We start from the raw sequence: 23431 nt of genomic DNA, 5'->3' as shown, positions 1-23431 counted from the left end.
GTCTCTTCAATCACGACAAGGCACTTCGATGCTTGATTCATCAATGGCGGCCCCTGCGCCACCCATCCCGCACCTGCAGCACATAAAAAGCAAGGCACCTGACTGGCTGCTTGAAGCAGAACCGGCGACCCACGCCACCCTGCGCATGTCCTCCGCACGCTCAGTGCAATGGCTGAACAGCGCGCGCACGTCCAGCCCGAAGCAGGTCGCCGAGCTGCAAAGGCTGTATGCCGAGCACCGCCGGAATGAACACAAGGTTCGCCCGGTGCTTGAAGGCATCTCCACCCTGGAAGACTTCGCAAAACCCTTGCTGACGGCGGCCATCAAGGAGCGATTCGGACTGGAGGTGGACGTTGCCGGTTCGTGGCTGTTTCACGCCCGTCGCGCAAAGGTCGATCAGTCGTTCCTTTCGGCGTCCAAAGACCCTTTAACGCAGGCCCACCTCGCCCTGAAGGCCGCGAAGCAGACCTTGCTCAAGGCCGCTCTGCAGAATTTCGAGGCCTGGGAAACAGCGCCTGGGGCAATGGACGCTGACACAGGCACCAAAGCCGAGGTTTTTTCCTCTTGCGAGATCATGGGCAATTACATCACCGGTACAGCCCTGCCGATCTCTGCGACAGGGTTCGCCTCGCTGTGCCGTGAGCTGGACCTGGGAGGCCAGTATCAGGCTCATCTCACGTCCGTTTTCAGCGCACCGTCCACACCTGGCGAAACGCCGGAACAGGCCGCCACGAGAATTCGCCAGGATTTCATGCAGCTGGAGTCGTCTTCCATCCGGCTGCACGTGCAGATTGCAGCGCTTCAAGGGCTGATCAGCCCTCCCATGCAGCAGGCATTGCTGAAGATTCTCGATGGCCAGCAAAACGTGCGACTGGATAACATTCCGGTCAAGTGCAGCGCACCGCGCCTGGGGGATGTCGAGCTCACCGGCATCCTTGTTTTCGGCAAGGATCGGGACATCGCAACCGGACTCGAGAAAGTCGTCGTCTACATTCCTGACGATCCCATCGCTCCGCTGAAAGAGTACGACTCGGTGGCGGTTTTCATAAACTCGCTGCGCGACCGGATGTTCGTCAAAGGCTATCTGAACTTCTTCAAGCGCTTCATACCGGCGCGCCACCGAAGCGCGCTGCTGGAGCAGTTGTTCGAGCGCCTGCACCCCAAGGTCAAGAAAGGCGGCATTTTCGAGCGTCAGTGGCTGGAGCGTGAAGACGACCGCAATGCCCGTCTGGACCTGAGAGAGACGCCGCTCAAAGGTCGCCTGCTGGACAATCTGCATGATCGCAAACGCGCTGCTTTGCAGGACGATGCCCTGTTTCATGGAGTACCGACGGCGGCAGAGGATCAAAAGACGTTCGACCAGCGCGTGCAATACTTCAAAGACCGAGCCTTCGACGTTCTGAACATCGCGGGCTTTGTCGTTCCGGTAGTGGGCGAACTGATGCTGGCCGTCACGGCCATTCAGCTTGTCCATGAAGTTTACGAAGGCGTGGAGAGCTGGGCGAAAGACGAGAAAGATCAGGCGTTCGCTTATCTGTTCGACGTGGTGGAAAACATCGCCTTGATGTCGGCTCTCGGCGCGGCAACAGCGGGCGGCGCGGCGGTACCTGCGCTGCAAGTGCCCGAATTCGTGAACAGCCTCAAACCCGTGGAGCTGCCGGACGGCGCCACGCGCCTGTGGAAGCCCGACCTGGCGCCCTTTGCCCATGATGTTGTACTGCCAGCCAACCTGCAGCCCGACGCCACAGGTCTGTACACATGGCAAGGCAAGCAATGGCTGCCCCTTGAGGGGCGAGTCTATTCCGTCACGCCAACGGCGACTGACGACGGTTACCTGATGGAGCACCCGGCCCGCCCGGAAAGCTATCAGCCGGCCTTGCGACACAATGGCTCGGGAGCCTGGCTGCATGAGCTGGATCAACCCCTGGAAATGGAAGGCCTGACCCTGTTTCGACGGCTGGGGTATTCCAGCGATGCCTTTTCCGATACCACTGCCAGGCACATCCTGAACGTCAGTAATACGTCCGAGTCCGTGATGCGCCAGGCGCTGGCCGACCTGCAACGCCCGCCCGCGTTACTTGAAGACACCGCACGCCGCTTCAGGCTGGATCAGCAGATCAATCGCTTCATTGAGCAGATGGAAGCGAACAACCCGAACGCCGCAGCCGCTCTTCAACTTGAACTGCTGAGCCAGGATCCTCGCTGGCCGGGCAATCGTGCCCTGACGCTGGTGGATGCCCAAAATGATACGGTTCAGACATTCACGCCGGTGCATCAGGCTGCCGTCCGGGAAGCCATCACTGTCCGCGCCGACCAGCCGGACGCCCTGCGCCAGGTGCTGGAGAGCCTGAGCAACAGCGAAATCCAGACGCTGCTCGACGAAGAATTCGGCGCAGGCCGCCTGAGTATCGCGTCGCGACTGACGACGCTGCGAACGCACCTGGCTGCTCGTGCCCGGGCAACCAGAGGCTGGCTGTTCGAAACTCGCTATCGCGCGCTGGAAGTGGCGGATACGGAAGGCGCTCAAGTCATCCAGCAGGCGTTTTCAGGGCTGCCGCCGCTGATCATTCAGGAACTGGCCAGCCACGCATCGCCGGCAGAACTGGCCCAACTGACAACGGAGCGCCGCGTACCGCTGCGAATTGCCGAGGAAGCCAGCGCCTATCTGCAACAGGTTCGGCTGGCGCGGGCCTACGAAGGGCTGTATCTGGCCTCCGTTACCAGCGCCGATACCGACTGCCTTGTTTTGCACAGCCTTGAAGCCCTCGCGCAATGGCCATCACACGTGCGACTGGAAGTGCATGACCGTTATTTCGGTGGCCCGCTGATCGACAGCATAGGGCCGCATGACGCGCCGATTCGCAAGGTGCTGATCAGAGAGGGCAATCGTTACGAGACGCGCGATGCCGATGACCGGCACCTGCACGGTCTAGACGACCTGTACTCATCCCTGCTTCGTGCCCTGCCGGATGCCGAACGCAGCCAGTTGGGCTTTGACCACGCCAGTCAGGGCCAGGCACTGGCGAGCCGGATTCAGGAACACCCCTTGCCTCGCCAGAACCTGGCTCCCTTGCTGAACATGCAGGCAATCAAGCCCGGGGCAAAGTCACCCATGCGTCTGGCGGACGGCCGTCTCGGTTATCCATTGAGCGGACGCGGTGAAGCCGACTGGCATATCACCGACGACAGCCTGCTGGACAAGATTCGTATGCTGGAGCTGGAAGACGCGTTTCCGGAAGATATCCTCAACCGCCTGCGCCACACCGGCTGGAATAACAGGACTATCGACCAACGACTCAACGGCCTGCTGGGCGAGCAAATGGCGCTAAGGGCCAGTTTGCGAGTCTGGACCGATGAAATCATCGAAATGCCGCTCATGAGTCAGGCGCACATAGACAGTCGGGAACGCATCAGCGAAGCCCTCTGGAACCACTGGCGCCTCAACAGCCTGCCTGAAATCGGGCGAACGCTCGAGCCGCTGCGCCTGCAATATGTGGCGCTGAATGACTTTCCGCGCCAGTTGCCAGACTTCGTGTATTCCCGGGTAACCGGATTGCACCTGGAAAATATCTCGGTCGAGCATCGAGTACAGACAGGCGCAGGCGCGGTGCCCGCCGCACCGGATCTGCCCCGACAACTGACCAACAGTGTAGAGCTTGGACATTTCCTGCAGCGTTTCCCGAATGCGCGTTCACTGAACCTGATCAGCGAGCCTAGCGCCGGGCTGGATCCCGACTTTTCGGTCTTCCTCAACCTGCCTCAGCATATTGCAAACGCCGCGCCGCAGCTCACCGAACTGGCGCTGATCAATCAGGGCATCTTTCTGGATCAGACGCAGATGAATCACTTGCGGAGCCTGACCGGTCTCAGATCACTGGACCTGAGCGGCAACCGGTTGATCAGCCTGTTGCCTATGGACGTGGGCTGGCTTCAGCTCGACCGCCTCGTGCTGCAACGGGTCGGCATGCACCGCTGGCCATCCTGGCTGAGCGATCTGATGCCGGGCAACATCCGCGAGCTGTCGGTGGCGCACAATAACCTGACAGAACTGCCAGGGTGGATTCTCGACAACCCGCCCGGCTCCAGCCATCAGACACTGATCGATTTACGCGGTAACAGTCTGTCCCGGCACACCACGATACAGGCGCGTATCAGCGAGGCCGTGTCTGATCGTTCTTTCCGCTTTGTCATAGACACGCCGCTGGCCGTGCAAGCCGCAGTGAACATGCAATTGCAGCAAGGCGCCGACCTGTTCACGGCACTTGACCAATGGGCAAACGCCTCCAGCTCGATGGCTGCTCCGAGTGAACAGACCGTCGAAGCACGCCGCCGCATTGGCCTGGTGCTGATTGAATACTGGCGGGCGTTCAGCATGGGGCAGATTCACATGCCGCTGCACCTTGCCGACATCGCGCTGGTCGACTTCCCACCGCAACTGCCGGAGTCTTTCTATCGGCAGGTGCGCCACCTTCACTTGAGCAGGATCTCCGGAACAGCCGCTGATTTCGACCGTTTTCTGCGGCCCATGACAGAGCTGAACGCACTGGACATAAACGGCCATATCGCACCGTTGAACGAACTGCCGCAGGCCCTACTGGAGCTTCGCTTACTGCGCTCGCTGAGCCTCAATGACCAGGGTCTGGTGATCGATCAGCAGCATATCGATTTCTTCAGCCGTATTCCGACACTGCAACGGCTGGAACTGGATCGCAACCAACTGGGAAACATCAACACGCTGGCCGGACTGAAAAACACCGCACTGAACTGGCTTTCACTGAACGAAGTCGGGCTGAGCGAATGGCCGGCATGGCTGGATGACATGGCTCCGGACCCCTTGAAAACGCTGCTGCTCGAGGGCAACCAGATCATCGACCTGCCGGAACATATTCTGGCCAACCCCAGCAGTCCGCATTTACATACCGAGATCAGCCTGCTCAACAACCCGCTGTCCGAAACCACCATGCGGCGCGCGCAGATGTCGGAGCGTTACGGGCGCGTCTTCACTTTCGACATGAATCTGCCACCGGAACTCGTTGCAATGGACTGGACGGAACACCACGACTCGGATTCGTCGTTCTCTGACTACATGTCTTCCGACGACAGTCGCCCGTCCACGCCGGAAATCGTCACGGTCGAACCGTGGCTGCAAGACAACCACCCGTTGAACGCAGAGCGACGCCAGATCTGGGAACAACTGGAGGACGGCGAACAGGCCCGCAACCTGCTGGACCTGGTGGATTCATTGCGTCGCAGTGCCGACTACCGGAATCTGAACAGCCGCCCTGCGCTCGTCGAGCGCATCTGGCAGGTACTGGCTGCCGTCACACAGGACCCTCAGACAAGAATGACCCTCAACGCCATCGCCGAAGAGCCGCTCAGGCTGTTTCGTAATAACAACACGTGTCCTGACGGCATTGTTCTGGAATTCAACCAGATGGAGGTACTGGTCTTCACCCGGAGGTTCTTGCAGGATGTCGTGCCTGAGCAACGCGGCGCCCAGCTATACCGGCTTGTGACCCGCCTCTATCGCCTGTCGGAGCTGGATGCTGCCGCCCTCGAACAGGCCGGAACCCGAGATGAAGCGGAAGTCCGCCTGGCGTATCGCACGCACTGGGCCAGTGCGCTGGACCTGCCCGTGCCACCGGAGTCGATGCTGTTCGAAGCCCACGCCGGCATTCGTCCGGGTGAATTCGAAACAGCCCTCTTGCGCGTGCAGACCGGTGAGCGAGGCGAGCCGTTCCTGCGCTTCGCTGCGCAACAGGATTACTGGGTCAGCTACCTGCGGGAAACTCATTCAGGACGGTTTGACGCACTCGAACAGGTCTACCGCAATGACCTGACCCGGCTCACTGACGAGTTCGAGCGCCGCGACATCAGCCTCGACAGTGCAGAATACGAAGCACGGATTCGTGAGTTCGAAACAACGTTCAAGGAACAGGAAGCGACCCTGATCAGGGAGCTGACCAACGCAGAAGGGCTTGAGCAGCCGTGACGAACAGGTTGTCAGAAGCTGCAAAGGCTTCTGGCAACCCCGCCGCGCAACAGCCGTCTACTCAGCGTTTTTGACCTGAGTTTCGAGTTCGGCCTTGAGGCCTGGCTCCAGCTTCAACTGGCGCGCCAGTTCGTCAAGGTAGGTACGCTCCATGAAATGCTCATCATCTACCAGCATCACACTGGCGATGTACATCTCGGCAGCCATTTCCGGCGTGGCGGCGGCCCGCGCCACTTCAGCCGGGTCCAGTGGTTTATTCAACTCGGCATGAAGCCAGTGCTGCAGTTCCTGATCGGCGCTGAGCTTGCTGAACTCACCCTCGATCAGCTCGCGCTCGCGCTCATCGACATGGCCATCCGCTTTAGCGGCAGCGACCAGCGCACGCAGGATAGCGCGGCTGTGCTGTTCGGCTTCAGCCTCGGGCAGGCGATCAATGGTCTGCGGTTCGCGCTGGCCAGAAACACCCTGGCTGGCCTGCCAGTTGTTATAAGCCTTGTAAGCCAACACGCCCAACGCTGCCAGGCCACCATAGGTCAGCACCTTGCCGCCCATGCCGCGTGACCGCTTGCCCTTGAGCAGCCCCATCGCCCCGGCAGCCAAAGCACCACCGCCCGCGCCAGACAACAAACTTCCCAGCCCGCCCTGGCTGGCGCCGTGACCCTTACCGCCCAGCAGGCTGCCCAGCCCGTTCATCAGGGAGTCAGTGCCAGAGGACTTGCCGGGCCTGCTCTGCGTTTTGTCTTGCAACATGCTTTGCCCGGACTTGAGCAGTTGATCGAGTAAACCACGCGTATTCACAGGAAACCTCCGATAGGCCGTTGTCAGATGATTCATTGACCCACAACCCGAAGAGAAGTCACCTGCCACTCCCTTACCGGTGTGCTTCCGAATGTTACGGTCAGGCACAGCGCCCGCTCATCCCCTCGTCGAACTTATCTGCAGAATACGTGCAACCCGCGCCTAGGGGAGAGGGTCAATAATGTGCGCATTGAGTCACTTGAACGCAGCAATAAATCGTTTTGAATTGATCCAGCCATCAGACAGTGCCATTTGAATGCCTCGCAATAGAATGCAGCCGCCAGGAGCGTGCCTGAAGTGATTTTCCCCATTGGTTTCCCGGCAGGTAACAGCAAGGCTGCTGAGACTATTCGATCAAAGGACTGGAATCGAACATCACTCGGGCCTATCGAACGGTGGCCGGTGTCGCTGAAAAATACCCTGAACCTGATCCTGAACTCACCCGAGTCGATGTACCTGCTCTGGGGGCCGGACCTGGTGTTTTTCCACAATGACGCTTACACCCCCATTCTCGGTCCGCGCAAGGACAACGCAATGGGGGCGCTCATTCCAGAACTCTGGGCTGACGTCTGGGATCAGGTCGCACCGCTGGTGATGGATGCATTCGAAGGCAAGGCATGCCATTTCAAAGACTTGCCGCTGAGCATGTCGCGCTACGGTGAAACCGAGCAGACGTGGTGGACATTCTCGTTCTCGCCCGTGATAGACGAACAAGGCATCACCGTCGGTATGTTTTGCATCACCAACGAAACCACTCGCCACGTTCTCGATCAACAGGCCTTGCAGGACAGCGAGCGCAAGCGCCTGAAACTGATCGACGAACTGATTTCGCTGGAACAACGGCAGGCCGCCACGCTGGAGCAACGTACGCTCGAACTGGACACGTTCTGGGAACTGTCTCCCGACCCGCTGGCCATTCTCGATTTCAGCGGCAGGTTCCTGAGAGTCAACCCGGCATGGAGCGCAATCCTCGGGCGCACGGAGCAGGAACTGCTGGGCAGTTCGATCATGACCCTGCTCCACCCGGATGACCTCAGTAACACACAGGATGCGCTCAAGCACGCCGCAGATCATGTTCTGCCGTTGTTTGAAAACCGTTATCAACACGTCGACGGGACCTATCGCTGGTTCGGCTGGACCTCCGCGCCAGGCAACGGAATCATCTTTGCGCTGGGCAAGCACCTGACCCATGAAAAGGACCGCATCGAAGCGTTGCGCATTGCGCAGGAAACACTGATTCAGTCCCAGAAGATGGAAGCGGTCGGGCAGCTCACCGGGGGCCTGGCCCACGACTTCAACAACATGCTGATGGGGGTGACCGGCAATATGGAGCTGCTTCTGTCGAGAATCCGGCAGGAGCGCTTCACGGAGCTGGATCGCTACATCAACGCCGCACTGGAAGGCTCGAGGCGTGCGGCGTCCCTGACCCACCGGCTGCTGGCGTTTTCACGCCGCCAGACGCTGGCCCCGGTGGCCATCGACGTTGATCGGCTGGTGACAGGCATGGATGAGCTGATCAGGCGAACAGTAGGGCCTGGCATCGATATGCAGGTCGTGCCTTCGCAAGGCCTGTGGTCAACGCTGGTCGATCCGCATCAACTGGAAAACTCGCTGCTCAATCTGTGTATCAACGCCAAGGACGCCATGCCCGATGGCGGTCGACTGCTGATCCGGACCGCCAACCGCAACCTGAATGCCGCGGCAGCGGCGAACCACGGATTATCCGCTGGTCGCTATGTGGAGTTGTCGGTCAGTGACACGGGCAGCGGCATGGAAGAGGACGTCATCGGGCGCGCGTTCGACCCGTTCTTTACCACCAAGCCGCTGGGCATGGGCACCGGCCTGGGGCTGTCGATGATTTACGGTTTTGCACGACAATCAGGCGGCGGCGTCAGCATCACCTCAAAATCCGGGGAAGGCTCGACGGTCTGCATTCTGCTGCCGATGCACGAAGGTGACGCTCAAAACCCTGCGCAGGAAGACTCGCTGCTGCAAGTGCCGACGCAAAACACTGGCGACGAGACGATTCTGGTTGTCGACGACGAACCTGCGGTCCGGCTGCTGATGGTCGAGCTGCTTGAGGACCTGGGCTATGCGGTGTTGCAAGCCGAGCGAGGCGCCGATGCGCTGAGCATTCTGCAGTCAAAAACCGCCATCGACCTGTTGGTCACCGATGTCGGCCTGCCAGGCGGCATGAACGGTCGCCAGGTTGCAGACGCGGCCCGAGACGTCCGGCCCGATCTGAAAATCCTGTTCGTGACCGGCTACGCTGAAAACGCTGCGCTGGCACACGATACGCTGGAGCCTGGCATGCATGTGCTGCCAAAACCGTTTGCCATCGCCGAATTGATCAGCCGCGTGACTGAACTGCTGGAAGGTGAGTGACAAAAAAATGAGCGCCATCAGGCGCTCATTCAGTGCTTCAGTCAGCGGTCATTCACGCAGATCGGATTCATGAATCGGCTGGTCGCGATGAGTCGCACGCTGGTATTGCGCGGGCCAGGTCGCCAGACGGCCACCCAGGTCTTCATCGGCGCGCAGCGGCCAGTACGGATCGCGCAACAGCTCGCGCGCCAGCAGGATGATATCGGCCTGCCCGGTGCGCAGAATATGCTCGGCCTGCGCCGGATCGGTGATCATGCCCACTGTGCCGGTGGCGATCTCCGACTCCTTGCGAACCCGTTCGGCAAAACGCGTCTGGTAACCGGGGCCTACCGGAATTTCCGCATTGGCGGACGTGCCGCCGGAAGACACGTCGATCAAGTCGGTGCCCAGCGCTTTCAACCGGCGAGCCAGTTCTACGGTTTCATCGGCGTTCCAGCCATCTTCTACCCAGTCAGTGGCGGACACCCGGACAAACAACGGCAGTTCTTCGGGCCATACCGCACGCACCGCTTCAGTGACCTGCAAGGTCAGACGAATGCGGTTCTCGAATGATCCGCCATACTGGTCGGTGCGCTGGTTGCTCAATGGCGACAGAAACTGATGCAGCAGATAACCGTGTGCGGCGTGAATCTCCACCACTTTGAAACCGGCCGTCAGGGCGCGGCGTGCGGAGTCGACGAACGCCTGGATCAACGCCTGAATCTGCGTTTCGTTCAGTTGCACGGGCGCGGTGTGCTGTGGATCGAAAGCAATCGCCGATGGCCCGACCGGGGTCCAGCCGCCTTCGGTCAACGGCACACTGCCATGCTTGCCCAGCCACGGACGCCAGGTACTGGCCTTGCGTCCGGCGTGCGCAAGCTGAATGCCCGCCACCGCGCCTTGGGCATTGATGAAGCGGGTGATGCGCTGCAACGGCTCGATCTGCTCATCGTTCCAGAGACCGAGGTCTTCAGGCGTGATACGACCGTCCGGGGTCACGGCCATTGCTTCGCTGATGACCAGACCGGCTCCGCCGACAGCGCGACTGCCAAGATGGACCAGATGCCAGTCGTTGGCCAGCCCGTCGACGCTGGAGTATTGGCACATCGGCGAAACGGCAATGCGATTGCGGAGGGTCAGTTGGCGCAGGGTATAGGGTTCTAGCAGCAGGCTCATGGCGACCTCTCGTGTTGAAAATCCGGGGGTCCAGGCTCTGTTCATTCATGCAACAGATTTCAGTGGACCGTCTGTTGTCGACAACCCGGCAGCACGAGGGGTTCCTGCTGATTATCAGCGTGGCGAGAGGTGTACCACCATCAGCTGTACGGTCTCGTTGCCACGAAATTCGTTGAGGTCGAGCTTGTAGGCCAGTTCAACCCAGCGAATAGTGGGGTTGGGCCAGATGTCGCGGTCGACGCTGAAGGCGATACCGTCCAGTTTGACGCTGCCGCACTCGGTCTTGAGCACCATCTTCAAATGACGCTCGCCGACGATACGCTGCTCCACCAGCTGAAACACGCCATGAAACAGCGGCTCGGGGAAATGCTGCCCCCACGGGCCAGCATTGCGCAGGGCGCGTGCCAGTTCCAGATGAAACTCTTCGACCGCCAGCGAGCCGTCAGACAGCAGGCGTCCGGTGAGGTCCTGCTCGTCGAGCTGGCGACGCACTTCCAGGTCGAACGCCTCGGCAAACGCCGGAAAGTTCTCTTCGGGCAACGAAAGGCCGGCAGCCATCGCGTGACCGCCGAACTTGCTGATCAGTTGCGGATGACGGGCCGCCACGGCGTCCAGCGCGTCACGGATATGGAACCCCGGCACCGAACGGGCCGACCCCTTGAGCACGCCCTCCCCGGCACTGGCGAAGGCGATGGTCGGCCGGTGATAACGCTCTTTGAGACGCGAGGCCAGGATGCCGATAACACCCTGGTGCCACTCGGCATCGAACAGGCACAGGCCGAACGGCATGGACTCCAGCGGCAGGTCCTTGAGCTGGGCGAGCGCTTCGCGCTGCATGCCTTGCTCGATGGATTTGCGGTCCTGATTCAGCTCATCCAGCTGAACGGCCATTTCCCGCGCCAGCGTCGGGTCGTCGCACAGCAGGCACTCGATGCCCAGGCTCATGTCATCCAGGCGCCCTGCCGCATTGAGGCGCGGACCGAGAATGAACCCCAGGTCGGTAGAGGTGATACGCGCCGGCTCACGCCGTGCGACTTCAAGAATTGCGCGCAACCCGGGGCGGGCACGTCCGGCCCGGATACGCATCAGGCCCTGATGCACGAGAATGCGGTTATTGGCATCCAGCGGCACGACATCGGCCACACTGCCCAGCGCCACCAGGTCCAGCAGCTCGCCCAGATTGGGCTGGGCACGCTGATTGCTCTCGAACCAGCCGATGTCCCGCAGGCGCGCACGCAAGGCCATCAGCACATAAAAGATGACCCCGACGCCTGCCAGCGATTTGCTGGGAAAGGTGCAGCCCGGCTGGTTGGGATTGACGATGGCGTCGGCCGCCGGAAGCTCGTTGCCGGGCAAATGGTGATCGGTGACCAGAACCTGCAACCCTGCCGCCTTGGCAGCGGCCACACCTTCAACGCTGGAAATGCCGTTATCCACGGTGATCAGCAGTTGCGGCTGGCGCTGCAACGCCACCTCGACGATTTCCGGCGTCAGCCCGTAACCGTACTCGAAACGGTTGGGCACCAGATAATCGACGTGCGCCGCCCCCAACAGACGCAGCCCCAGCACACCCACCGTGCTGGCGGTCGCGCCGTCGGCATCGAAGTCACCGACGATCAGCATCCGCTGGCCTTCACGCAGCGCCGTCACCAGCAGATCGACAGCGGCATCGATGCCCTTGAGCTGCTGATAGGGGATCAGCCGCGCCAGACTCTTGTCCAGCTCGGCCTCGCAGGCCACGCCTCTGGCGGCGTACAGACGGGTGAGCAAGGGCGGCAGGTCACCGAGAAACGGCAAGGTGTCGGGCAACGGACGAGGTTCAATGCGCATGCGGGTCAGCTGATTCTCTTTGGGGTGTCGAGGGATGAAGCGTTCTATTCAGGCAATCGCCGTCAGCCGCGCTCGCCGGCCAGCCACTGCAGCTGGACTTCATGCTGGCCACGGTCATCGGTGACGAACACGGTGCCTTCACTGATCATCACATCCCATTTGATGACCCGGGGCATGTCTTTGGCCAGCACTTCCAGCACGTCTTGCGGGACCGCTGCGATGTTGACATTTTTCAGGTTCTTGATCGCCGGTATGACCTTGCCCTCCCAGACGCGCAAGCTGCCGTAGGCGAGCAGACTGGTGCGTTCGGTACGACGCGAACACCAGGTCAGGCGGTCGGCATCCGGCTGGCCCACTTCGATCCAGTGCAGAACGCGATCATCCAGGCTCTTTTCCCACAGGGCTGGCTCGTCCACATCGGAAAGACCCCGCCCGAACGACAATTGCTCGTTGTACCAGAACGCATAGGCCAACAGGCGCACGGTCATGCGCTCTTCGGTTTCCGAAGGGTGGCGGGCAATGGTCTGCTTGACGCTTTCATAGACCCCGCGGTCGAGGTCGGTCAGGTTGAGTTCGAATTTGTAGGTCGTGGACGGCTGGGCCATGAACGGGCTTCTAGAGTCTGGAGGGAAGAGCGCAAGTCTAACCGATGCGCGCCTCGCGGACGAACTTGCTCGCGCAGGTGATGCAGTCGACATCCGGATTCACTGATTTGCGGCGTGTGAAAAAAACGATAGCCTGAAACAAAATCCTGATACATCTTGATCTTTTGCAACAACCTCCGGAGGACAGCCAGCCTGCCCGCCCGAGGGGGCTTCGGGTACTTGAATGTGACGCCACTGGCGCAGCGCCACTCAAAGACCTGCTACACCACCCAGATTGTTGACCCCTTTTCGAGGATGACACCCGCGAATGGCCCTTCCTGCCTCGTGTCGCATTATGGCTCGATTGATGCTCGTCCTTTCGCTGACGGCACTGTCGTGTGCCAGCCAGGCAAGGGAGACGCTGACCTGGCTGATGCGCGACATACCGCCTTCGACGATATTCTCCGGGGCCTCGCGCGGAAAGGGCGCGATCGATCAGCTCATGCCGTTGCTGACCGAAAGAATGCCCGAATACGATCATGTCCTGATGCGGGTCAACCGTGCCAGGGGTCTGCAAATGCTGAATGACGCTACGTCCTTGAGCTGTGACCCCACCATGCTGTGGACTGAGGCGCGCGCCAAAACCCTTCTGTTCTCCATTCCCATTGTCGCCATCATCAGCAGCGGCCTGATCGTGCGCAAAGAGGACATGGAAACCTTTGCCCCGTTCGTCGAAGACGGAAAAATCGACTTCACGGCGTTGATGGCCAGCCACACCATCAAACTGGGCGTGGTTGCCGAGCGCAGCTACGGAGAAGTGATCGACCCTATCCTGCACACCGCCGATGAAGACACGCTGGTCACGCACTACGGCAACGACGCCGTCGGCAGCCTGCTGCAAATGGAACGGCTGGGGCGGCTGGAAGCGTTTATCAGCTTCTGGCCGGAAGCGCGTTACCAGGCCATGCAACAAGGCATCCTGCCGGAAGAGCTCAGTTTTTTACCGATCAAGAACAACCCGGCCTACCAGTTCATCTACATCAGTTGCAGCCGGTCACCTGAAGGCGAGCAGGCCATCGCTACGATCAATCGCGAGATGCGTGTATTGCGTGAAAGCCATCTGGTGGGGTTTTACGCCCAATGGCTGGACCCCGCCCAGCGGGCCGGCTACCTGGAAGATGTAAAAGCGCTGTTCGAGAAGAACTGATCAGGCAAAAGAAACCCCGGGCAGAGGGGGCCTGCCCGGGGTAAACATGACCTTTGGGGTCAGTACGCCAGCCGCTGATCACCGGAGCACAATGATCACGTCTGGCGTCATGAATAGGATTACAGCGAACCCGTCAGGTTCCGACCCGGTTGATGGCTGTTAAGCCACTGTTAAGCAAAAGACCGGGCATTTGCAAAGCTCCGGCTGATTGCCAGATTGCGCATGGCCGCAATGACACAAGGTTCGATCCGGCCTTCAGCGACCATCAGGTCCCGGCGCAGACCGTCCACCACATCAGTGAGCTGACGCTTGTCGCTCAATTGATCAGCGCTGAATGTACGCTTGATCACACAGGCACCCGTTTTATCTTTCAGAGTCACCAGACGCTCGCCCCGAGCGCCCGCCTGACCGATAGTGGCCTGATAAGGCGCCAGCGCTTCGCTTAGCAGTAAGCTGATATTTTCCATCCGGATCACCACTCAACAGTTTGAATGCAAAGGTGCCAACAAATGACCGTCGGTGATAGCAGAAAGTTCTTTCTGTCACCTGATCACAGCACCGGCTGTTATTTCGAGCATGCCTGTTGAATGTGACACGGAAAAAACCGGCACCCTCCGAAGCAGGAAAGAAAGACGTAGGAAAACCCGACAAAAATCCGCTACAGGTCCTACACAGCGCCCATCCTTGTGCCTCCTGTGATAAACACAATGATCACCTGCAATGCGTTCAGCCTTTTTTTCTGACGGAGCCACACCTTGAGCGATTCACCTGATCGCCCGTTGCGCGCCATCGTGGCGGATGACCACCCTATTTTTCTCATTGGTCTGCGGGTCGTGCTGGAACAGAAGGACCTGGCGACAGTGGTGGCCGAAGCCTGCAACCCGGATGAGCTGTTGCACGTACTGACGCATCACGCCTGTGATGTGCTGGTGACTGACTTCATGATGCCCGTTGAGCATCAGAATGACGGCTTGCGCCTGTTGCAGCGTATTCGGCGGGACTTTCCGGCACTGCCGGTGATCGTGGTCACCACGTTGAGCAACGGCGGGCTGTTTCAGTCCATGCTCGACATCGGGGTGCAGGGGCTGTTGAGCAAGGCCAGTCTGGCCGGAGAACTGCCTGCTGCGATCAAAAGCACGCAACGCGGTGGGGTATTTGTCGCTGACTCGGTGCGCCGGGTCCTGAGAGACGCACAGCCGCATGGACCTGACAGGCTATCGACTTACGAACACCTGTCGCCCCGAGAGCTGGAGGTGCTGCGCCTGTTGTCGGCCGGGCATACTGTCGGCCAGATCGCCGCGCAGCTCAATCGCAGCAAACAGACCATCAGCGCGCAGAAAGTCAGCGCCATGCGCAAACTCGGTCTGGCCAACGACGCTGCGTTGTTCATTTATTTGCAGGAAAGCGGGATGTCCTGACGACAAGTGTCATTCCAATACCGCCTGCCGGCGAGTGTCATCACGTTCGGCTATCCAGCGTAACAGCTCGGACGCAGGCATCGGGCGGGCAATGAAATACCCCTGAACGGCAGGGTCGCCCAGCGCCAGCAGGCTGTGAAAGTCATCCACCGTCTCGACGCCCTCGACCACAACCGACATGGAAAGACGTTTTGCCATGAGCATGGCTCCGGCCACCACGGCGGACTTGCGCGCGTCATCGGCCATGCCGCGCACGAATTCGGTCGGGATCTTCAACTCGGTGAACGGCAACTGCAGCAATCTCTCGATATTCGATGCCCCCATGCCAAAGTCATCGATGGACAATTTGCAGCCCTGCATGCATAACCTCAACAGGCCCTCCAGTTGCCAGTTCTGAGGCCGGGCGGCATCCTGCTCGAGAATTTCCAGCGTCAGCGCACTGGCCGGCACGCCATGACGCGCAAGGGCTTGCATGATCTGCCCGGCAAAATCCACTTGTTGCAGCACTTGAGGGTCGATGTTGACAGCGACGGCTAAGGCTTCGCCCCGCTCGTGCATGACCTGCGCCGAAAACTGCAACGCCTGATCAAGCACACGCCAGGTCAACGGAACCGTCAGCCCTTCGGTTTCGATCACATCCATGAAGCGACCGGGTGCAAGCAAGCCATGCACAGGGTGCTGCCAGCGAACCAGCGCTTCGACGCCCAGCAGCTCACCGCCCAGGCTGACCTTGGGTTGGAAATACGCGATCCACTGTTCGGCGAGAGCGGCAATGTCTGCGTCCCGGTCATCGGTGGGGACGAACAACTCCAGTGCGGGGGGGGACGCTGAAGCGCGATTGACCGGCAACGCCGACGTGACGCCTGCCCGGCTCGGCCCGTACACGTCCAACAGATCGTACAGCGCGACGACCGAGGCTGGCTTTTGCAGGTACCCCAGCACCTCAAGCCCCTGATTGAGCGCCAGTTGCGCAGCACCTTCCAGCACACAGGCGGCCGAGCTGCTCAAAATGATCAGCGCCTTCGCCTGCCCGTTTTCCGCGAGAAAGCGGATCAGCTCAAGACCGTCAGGGCCGTCCATCTGCAGGTCGCAGATCGCGATGTCGACAGGGCCACGGCCTTGCAAAGATTGTTTTGCGGCCTCGACACTGTCGGCCGCCAACACGTCGAACACCTGATTGGCGTTGAGCATCTGGTGCAGAGCCATCATCTGAAACGGATGATCTTCGAGAATCAGAACCTTGAGAGAATTCACAGTCATGCCTGGAGAATCACAGCCATCTGGCCGGGGTAACACTGACTCTAGTCACTCCCGCAGAAATGTCCCATAGGACCTGTCCTAATCTGGCAACGGCGAGACCCGATCCGCAAGGCTCAATGACGCAGCAACGCAGTCTCAGGTACAGTCACCAGTTGCAGTTCGATGTCCGCGCGCAGGCAGATCATTGCACGCTCCAGCGCCGGCCAGCGCTCGGACACACCCGCGGTGCATTGCAGCCGAACGCTTTCATCCAGCGCGGCGCACGCCTTGGCCAGCGGGACGGCGTCGACCAGACTGGCCGCGCCCTTGAGTCGATGCAGACCGGCACCTAAAGTCTTCCAGTCGTCTGCCAGTACCGCAGGTTCCAGCAAGGCATGCTCATGGCGCAGGTTTTTCCAGAGTTCGCCCAACAAGCGTTGCATCTGTTCGGGATTGGCCTGGGTCATGCCTTGCAGCGAGCGTATGTCAAAGGTCGGCTCACGCACCCGATCCGCCAGTTCCCTGGCCAGACGCGCCAGTGACAGCGGCTTGATCAGCAGCCCGTCCATCCCCGCCTGCTCGCAACGATCGGCCTCGTCACTCATGGCGTTGGCGGTGCAGCCGATGATCGGGCAACGTCGGCGCTGCTCTTTCTCCTCGATCCGTCGAATGGCCTCGGTCAATGCGTAGCCACTGATGCCCGGCATGTTGCAATCGGTGATGACGGCATCGAACAGCCCTTCACGCCAGGTCGACAGGGCAGCCTCGCCGTCTTCGACAGGCACCACCCGATGGCCGAGAAACTCCAGTTGCCGGGTGAGTACCAATCGATTGGCTGACATGTCATCGACCACCAGCAGCGTCAGACTGCGCGTGGTCAGGTGTGCCTGCAAAGCATCGTCAGCGGGCACAACCGGCTCGGTGACGCGCGCGAGCGGGATATCGACGGTGACCCGCGTCCCCTTCCCCGGCTCGCTGTGCAGACTGATATCGCCCTTCATCAACTCCACCAGTTGTCGGGTGATGCTCAATCCAAGCCCGCTGCCACCGTAACGTGCCGCCGTATCGTCGCTGGCCTGAATGAAGGGTTGAAAGATCTGCTGCTGGCGCTCCGGCTCAATGCCAGCGCCGCTGTCCTGAATACAAATGTGTATCCGCGATGCATCGGCCGCCTCATCGGAGGCATTTACCCTGACGACCACCGCCCCTTGTCGGGTGAACTTCAGGGCGTTGCCCAGCAGGTTATGCAGCACCTGGCGCAGCCTCAGCGGGTCTAGCCAGTAGTCACCCTGCGCCTGATCAGCGAACTCAAGGTGCAGCTCCAGACCTTTTCCGCGAGCCTGTGCCGAAAAGAGCTCGATGACGCCCTCGAAAAACGCTTGCAGAGGCGTCACAGCCAATGACAACTGCATGCCACCGGCTTCGATTCTGGCCAGATCGAGGCTTTCGCCAATCAATGCCACAAGCTCTGTGGCTGACCGGTGGGCAACCTGCAATCCTTGGGAAGGCGTCTCGCCCCGGCTTAGCGCCTGCTCGCATTCCAGCTCCAGCAAACCGATGATCGCCCCCATCGGCGTGCGAATTTCATGGCTCATGCTGGCCAGAAAGATACTTTTTGCCTCGTTGGCGTCGGCAGCCTGACGCCTCGCCTCCTCGAGCTGCCGCTCCAGTTGCTTACGCTCGGTGATATCTATCCAGCCACCCAGCAGCCCCTGCAACTGCCCGTCGGCAGCAAAAAACGGGACCGTCCATTGCCAGACCTCCATGCGTTTTCCAGACAGTTCAATGGTGCGGTCGGAAAAGGCCGGCTGATGATTTTCCAGCAGTTTGAGGTAGTCCGCGTGCATCTGTTCGGCCAATGGCCGCGGAATGAGGTGAACATCGGTCAGGCGTCGGCCATTCATCTGTTCGAAGCTGATGTCCAGGCTTTGCTCGTAGCTGCGATTGCAGGAGATCAAGCGCCCTTTGAGATCGCGCACGTAAATGGGATTGGGAATGCCGTCGAGCAACGCATGCTTGAACGCCAACTGATCATTGAGCTGCTGTTCCGCCTTGTGGCGCTGACGAATCTGTACATTCAGACGGCTGCTCCAGACCAGCGATACCAGCCCGGTCAGCAACGCCAATGCGACGACCCAGAACACCCATTGCGGTATCCGCCCCCAGAGCGATGGCTGAGGCAAGGTCGACCCCAGCCATTTCAAGCGGATCGAGCGCAGCTCGGCCACCGGAAACTCTTCCAGTGCCTTGTTCAGAATGCCCAGCAATTCCGGCTGGGACTTGACCACGGAAAACCGGTCCGGCGACCACTTGCCATCGACACTGCGGGCCACTTTCAGCTGCCCCGACGGGAACATGTAAGCGCCCGCTTCATTTTGAATGGTCGCGTCGGCAGCACCACTCTCGACCAGCGCGCGGGCCTGCTCGTAGGTGTCCACCAGACGAAGCTTAATCAACGGGTGCTCTTGCCGGATCATGTCCTCAAGCGCATGCCGGGCAGGCAGCGCCAGCACTTGCCCGCTTAGACCGGCAAGCGATACCCGGGACGAGCGATCAGAATGCACCACGAACATCCAGCTGGTGCCGCCGAACGAGTAGGTATAGTCCAGATAACGTCGCCGTTCGGCGTTTTCCGCAAGCGTGGTGTTCATGTCCGCCAGCCCCGCACGAAGCAAGTCGATACTCTGCTGCGTGGAAGGCACTTCCTTGTGTTCGAACTGCAACCCGGTCATGCGCGAAATGCGCGCCAGCACGTCGGCATTCAGGCCTACCCACTGGCCATTTTTGTCCTTGTAGATGTAAGGCGGATGCTGAGTGGTGGAAACGGTCACCTTGGGGTGTTTCAGCAGCCAGCGCCGCTCTGCGCTGGTCAGCCGAATACGCTGCCCATCCACGTCGGCACCAAGCCCCAGCGTCCAGCGCCCGAGCACCTCACGGCTGACTGACGGGGCAATGCTGTCCAGCGCTCGATCAATCAGGTTCAGCAAGCGCTGCTCGTCCCCGCGCATGGCGAAGGAAAACCCCACAGGCGGCAAGCGGCTTTCAAACTTGATCTGCAACCCGAGATAGGGCCGCAGGGCGGTGTAGGTGCGCACGATCACTTCGTTGCCGATGAAAACGTCGGCCTCCCCCTGACTCAAGGCCTCCAGCGCGCTGTAAAGGTTGGGGGCGATAATGATCTCGCTCTGGGGATAGACGCGGTGTACCACGTCCGAATCGGCATATCCGTCAAGCAGCACCACTTTTTTGTCGGCCAGACCGGGTGGCGGACTCAGATCGTTACCGCGGCCAACAACCACCGAGCGGTCCGGCATGTACTCGCTGGAGAACAGCAGCCCGGGGACGCCTCGCTCAAAACCGTTGGCGCTGGTCAGCAGGTCGATCCTGCCCTCGCGTAACGCATCAATCGCCTCTTCACGCCTGATGAAGCCCACCACCTGCATCGGGATATTCAACTGATCACTGACCAGACCCAGGTAATCGGCGCTGATGCCCTGATAGCGGTTGCGATCACTGGTGATATCGATTGGCTCGTAATCGGCAATCGCAATCCCGACCCGAAGTGTCTTGCGCTGATCGAGCCATGCCCGGTCCTTGCCCTCGATGGCCAGATCCTCCGATACCACGAAGGGGGCGGTCAGTGTGAATGGCAGGCTCTGCGCAGCATCGACCGAGCGGGCAAAAAACAACGCCAACAGCATCGCTGCCATGCGCCATACATGGCTTCTCATTATGCTGCCCGTCTCCTTGACTGTGCGCTGCCTGCTTGCCTGCTTCACCACGAATGACTCAACTCTCTGGTTCGAAAAACCAGCGAAGTTTGGCACGTAGAAACAGAAAGGCCCGCCAAATGGCGGGCCTAAAGTTGTTACACGAGGCTTCTGTCAGAGCGGTTTGCCGCGGTTACCATGCTGGCTGACAAACGCCTGTATGGCTTTCAGGTCATTCGGCAGTACGGTGCAGCGCTCGTCACGCTCGAACAAATCAGACAAATGTGCAGGTAGCTCAAGCGCTTTTCCTACACCGGCTTTCTCCACTGCCTCCGGGAATTTGACCGGATGCGCCGTCCCCAGAATCACCATTGGCGTGTCCAGACTGCGACGACATTCACGGGCGGCCTTCACACCGATAGCGGTATGCGGGTCAAGCAGCTCGCCGGTGCTCTTGAACACGTCGGTGATGGTCTTGCAGGTGTCCTCATCGCTGACCGCCAGAGAGTCGAACAGTTTGCGGGTCTCGGTCCAGCGCTCTTCTTCGACACTGAAACCGCCCCCCTGCCTGAAGGTGCTCATCAATTCGGCGATTGCTGATCCCTTGCGACCGTGCATGTCGAACAGCAGGCGTTCGAAGTTCGAGGACACCATGATGTCCATAGAAGGCGACAACGTGGCGTGAAGGGTTTCCTTGACGTACTGATTGCCGCTCATGAAGCGGTGCAGGATGTCGTTGCGGTTGGTGGCGACGATCAGTTGATTGATCGGCAGCCCCATGTTGCGCGCCAGGTACCCGGCGAAGATATCGCCGAAGTTGCCGGTAGGTACCGAGAACGAGACCGACCGCGCAGGGCCACCCAACTGCAGCGACGCATGAAAGTAGTAGACGATCTGGGCCATGATCCGCGCCCAGTTGATCGAGTTGACCGCCACCAGGCGCGTGCCTTTCAGGAAGCCCTGGTCGGCGAAGCTGGCCTTGACCATTTCCTGGCAATCGTCAAAGTTGCCTTCCACAGCGATGTTATGGATGTTATCGCCGAAGATGGTGGTCATCTGCCGACGCTGAACGTCCGAAACACGGTTGTTCGGGTGCAGGATGAAGATGTCGACGTTGTCGCAGCGGCGGCAGCCTTCAATGGCCGCAGAACCGGTGTCACCCGAGGTGGCGCCAATGATCACGACACGCTCGCCGCGCTTGGCCAGCACGTAGTCCAGCAGACGACCGAGCAGTTGCAGTGCGAAATCCTTGAACGCCAGGGTAGGACCGTGGAACAGCTCAAGCACCCACTCGTTGCCATTCAACTGGCGCAATGGCGCGACGGCACTGTGGGCGAAGACGCCGTAGGTCTCTTCGAGAATCTGTTTGAAATCGGCATCCGGAATGCTGCCTGTCACGAAGGGACGCATGACCCGGAAGGCCAGCTCGTGATACGGAAGTCCCGCCCAGGAGGCGATTTCTTCCTGAGTAAAGCGCGGCAGGTTTTCGGGCACATAGAGGCCGCCATCGCTGGCCAGACCAGTCAACAGGACGTCTTCGAAATTCAGGGCCGGTGCCTGCCCGCGAGTACTGATATAGCGCATGGGATCAAACCTTTGGTTTGAGCTGAACGCCCGAAGCGAAAAGCCTCAAGCGCTCAGCATCGAGTTCAAGGCGACGAGCGTCAGACGTGCAACTGACGGCTCGCAGCTGACGTTAGTTTAGGTGCTCGACGCGAATGCGAACCACCGGGCCTGCAACATCCTGAAGAGCTTCCAGGGCCTGAATGGCGTCATTGATGCGCTGTTCCAGCACGCGGTGCGTCAACAGGATCATCGGCACCAGGCCATCGTGTTCTTCGACTTCCTTTTGCATGATCGATTCGATGTTGATGCCGCGCTCGGACAGGATGCTTGCCACCTGCGCCAGTACGCCCGGATGATCCTTGGCCTGGATGCGCAGGTAGTAGGCACTTTCGCAGGCTTCGATCGGCAGGATCGGGTGAGCGGACAACGAGTCGGGCTGGAAGGCCAGATGGGGCACGCGGTTTTCCGGGTCGCAGGTCATGGCACGCACCACGTCCACCAGATCGGCAATCACCGACGAAGCGGTCGGCTCCTTGCCGGCGCCAGCGCCATAAAACAGCGTTGAACCGGAGGCATCACCGTTGACCATCACCGCGTTCATGACGCCATTTACGTTGGCGATCAGGCGATCAGCCGGGATCAGCGTCGGGTGTACGCGCAGCTCGATGCCCTGCGCCGTGCTGCGCGCAACACCCAGGTGCTTGATGCGGTAGCCCAGTGCTTCGGCGTAGTTCACGTCCGCAGTGGTCAGTTTGGTGATGCCTTCGGTGTACGCCTTGTCGAACTGCAGCGGGATACCGAACGCAATGGACGCCAGGATTGTCAGCTTGTGTGCAGCGTCGATGCCTTCTACGTCGAAGGTCGGATCGGCCTCGGCGTAACCCAGAGCCTGAGCTTCGGCGAGGACGTCCTGGAAGGTACGGCCCTTTTCGCGCATTTCGGTCAGGATGAAGTTGCCCGTACCGTTGATGATGCCTGCGAGCCAGTTGATACGGTTCGCCGACAGCCCCTCACGGATGGCCTTGATGACCGGAATGCCACCCGCGACAGCCGCTTCAAACGCAACGATCACGCCCTTCTCACGCGCTTTGGCGAAAATTTCATTGCCGTGAACAGCGATCAGCGCCTTGTTGGCCGTGACCACGTGCTTGCCGTTTTCGATGGCCTTGAGCACCAGTTCACGGGCAACGGTGTAACCGCCGATCAGTTCGACGACGATATCGATTTCAGGGTTGGTCGCCACGGCGAACACGTCGCTGGTGGTCGGTGTACCGGCAATCTGGCAGTCGGGATTGGGTGTACGAACCGCAATTTGCGCCACTTCGATTCCACGCCCGGCACGGCGGGCAATTTCCTCGGCGTTACGCTGAAGTACGTTGAAAGTACCGCCACCGACAGTACCCAGCCCACATATGCCTACTTTGACCGGTTTCACTGATGAACTCCCCGAAAAACGGCCGATGCTGAATCAGCCGTGGAAAACCGCCGCATGTCGCCATGCGGCCACAAATTGGACGAGGCGCGAAGGTTGCGCCCCACACGACGCC

Annotated in this window: 12 protein-coding genes and 1 pseudogene; 4 read left to right on the top strand and 9 right to left on the bottom strand. The window is 60.1% G+C overall.

Annotated elements, in window-relative coordinates:
- Positions 1-28 precede the first annotated feature (28 nt).
- Positions 29-5992, top strand: coding sequence for an NEL-type E3 ubiquitin ligase domain-containing protein (locus BW686_RS16145; protein ID WP_084918590.1), 5964 nt, complete (start codon positions 29-31; stop codon positions 5990-5992).
- 57 nt (positions 5993-6049) lie between these two features.
- Here the strand turns inward: BW686_RS16145 and BW686_RS16140 are convergent, their stop codons facing one another.
- Entirely contained in the window at positions 6050-6790 is a 741-nt protein-coding gene (locus BW686_RS16140) for a tellurite resistance TerB family protein (RefSeq protein WP_084918589.1), read from the bottom strand.
- Between the two features lie 297 nt (positions 6791-7087).
- Between BW686_RS16140 and BW686_RS16135 the strand changes: the two genes are divergently transcribed.
- Positions 7088-9175: a response regulator gene (locus BW686_RS16135; protein WP_084918588.1), complete on the top strand. Its 2088-nt coding sequence runs from the start codon at positions 7088-7090 to the stop codon at positions 9173-9175.
- Positions 9176-9223: 48 nt separating this feature from the next.
- Here BW686_RS16135 and BW686_RS16130 read toward each other — a convergent pair whose 3' ends face one another.
- The 3 genes from BW686_RS16130 to BW686_RS16120 all read right to left on the bottom strand — a co-directional run bounded on the left by BW686_RS16130 (position 9224) and on the right by BW686_RS16120 (position 12765).
- Complete coding sequence (locus BW686_RS16130) at positions 9224-10330, bottom strand: NADH:flavin oxidoreductase/NADH oxidase (protein WP_084918587.1); 1107 nt, start codon at positions 10328-10330, stop codon at positions 9224-9226.
- A 114-nt stretch (positions 10331-10444) separates the two neighbouring features.
- Complete coding sequence (recJ, locus tag BW686_RS16125; protein WP_084918586.1) at positions 10445-12160, bottom strand: single-stranded-DNA-specific exonuclease RecJ; 1716 nt, start codon at positions 12158-12160, stop codon at positions 10445-10447.
- A gap of 62 nt (positions 12161-12222) precedes the next feature.
- A complete protein-coding gene (locus tag BW686_RS16120) occupies positions 12223-12765 on the bottom strand; it encodes a YaeQ family protein (protein ID WP_002554774.1) in 543 nt (180 codons plus the stop codon).
- Between the two features lie 346 nt (positions 12766-13111).
- On the opposite strand from BW686_RS16120, the gene BW686_RS16115 reads away from it, so the two are divergent.
- On the top strand, positions 13112-13951 hold the full coding sequence (locus BW686_RS16115; RefSeq protein WP_179149290.1) for a TIGR02285 family protein: 840 nt from the start codon (positions 13112-13114) through the stop codon (positions 13949-13951).
- Positions 13952-14121: 170 nt separating this feature from the next.
- Here the strand turns inward: BW686_RS16115 and BW686_RS16110 are convergent, their stop codons facing one another.
- Positions 14122-14418, bottom strand: coding sequence for a DUF3509 domain-containing protein (locus BW686_RS16110; protein ID WP_084918584.1), 297 nt, complete (start codon positions 14416-14418; stop codon positions 14122-14124).
- 288 nt (positions 14419-14706) lie between these two features.
- Between BW686_RS16110 and BW686_RS16105 the strand changes: the two genes are divergently transcribed.
- Complete coding sequence (locus BW686_RS16105) at positions 14707-15369, top strand: response regulator transcription factor (protein WP_084918583.1); 663 nt, start codon at positions 14707-14709, stop codon at positions 15367-15369.
- Here the strand turns inward: BW686_RS16105 and BW686_RS16100 are convergent.
- The 4 genes and pseudogenes from BW686_RS16100 to BW686_RS16080 form a co-directional block, all read right to left on the bottom strand.
- A pseudogene (locus tag BW686_RS16100) lies at positions 15342-16629 on the bottom strand (EAL domain-containing response regulator). The gene BW686_RS16105 and the pseudogene BW686_RS16100 overlap by 28 nt on opposite strands.
- A 113-nt stretch (positions 16630-16742) precedes the next feature.
- Positions 16743-20318: an ATP-binding protein gene (locus BW686_RS16095; protein ID WP_084918582.1), complete on the bottom strand. Its 3576-nt coding sequence runs from the start codon at positions 20316-20318 to the stop codon at positions 16743-16745.
- A gap of 174 nt (positions 20319-20492) precedes the next feature.
- Entirely contained in the window at positions 20493-21902 is a 1410-nt protein-coding gene (thrC, locus tag BW686_RS16085; RefSeq protein WP_084918581.1) for a threonine synthase, read from the bottom strand.
- Positions 21903-22014: 112 nt separating this feature from the next.
- On the bottom strand, positions 22015-23319 hold the full coding sequence (locus BW686_RS16080) for a homoserine dehydrogenase (protein ID WP_084918580.1): 1305 nt from the start codon (positions 23317-23319) through the stop codon (positions 22015-22017).
- Positions 23320-23431: the final 112 nt, after the last annotated feature.

Origin of the sequence: Pseudomonas syringae, from assembly GCF_002157375.1 — a bacterium.
Classification (GTDB): domain Bacteria; phylum Pseudomonadota; class Gammaproteobacteria; order Pseudomonadales; family Pseudomonadaceae; genus Aquipseudomonas; species Aquipseudomonas syringae_T.
This window is presented reverse-complemented; position numbering and strand designations above follow the sequence as displayed.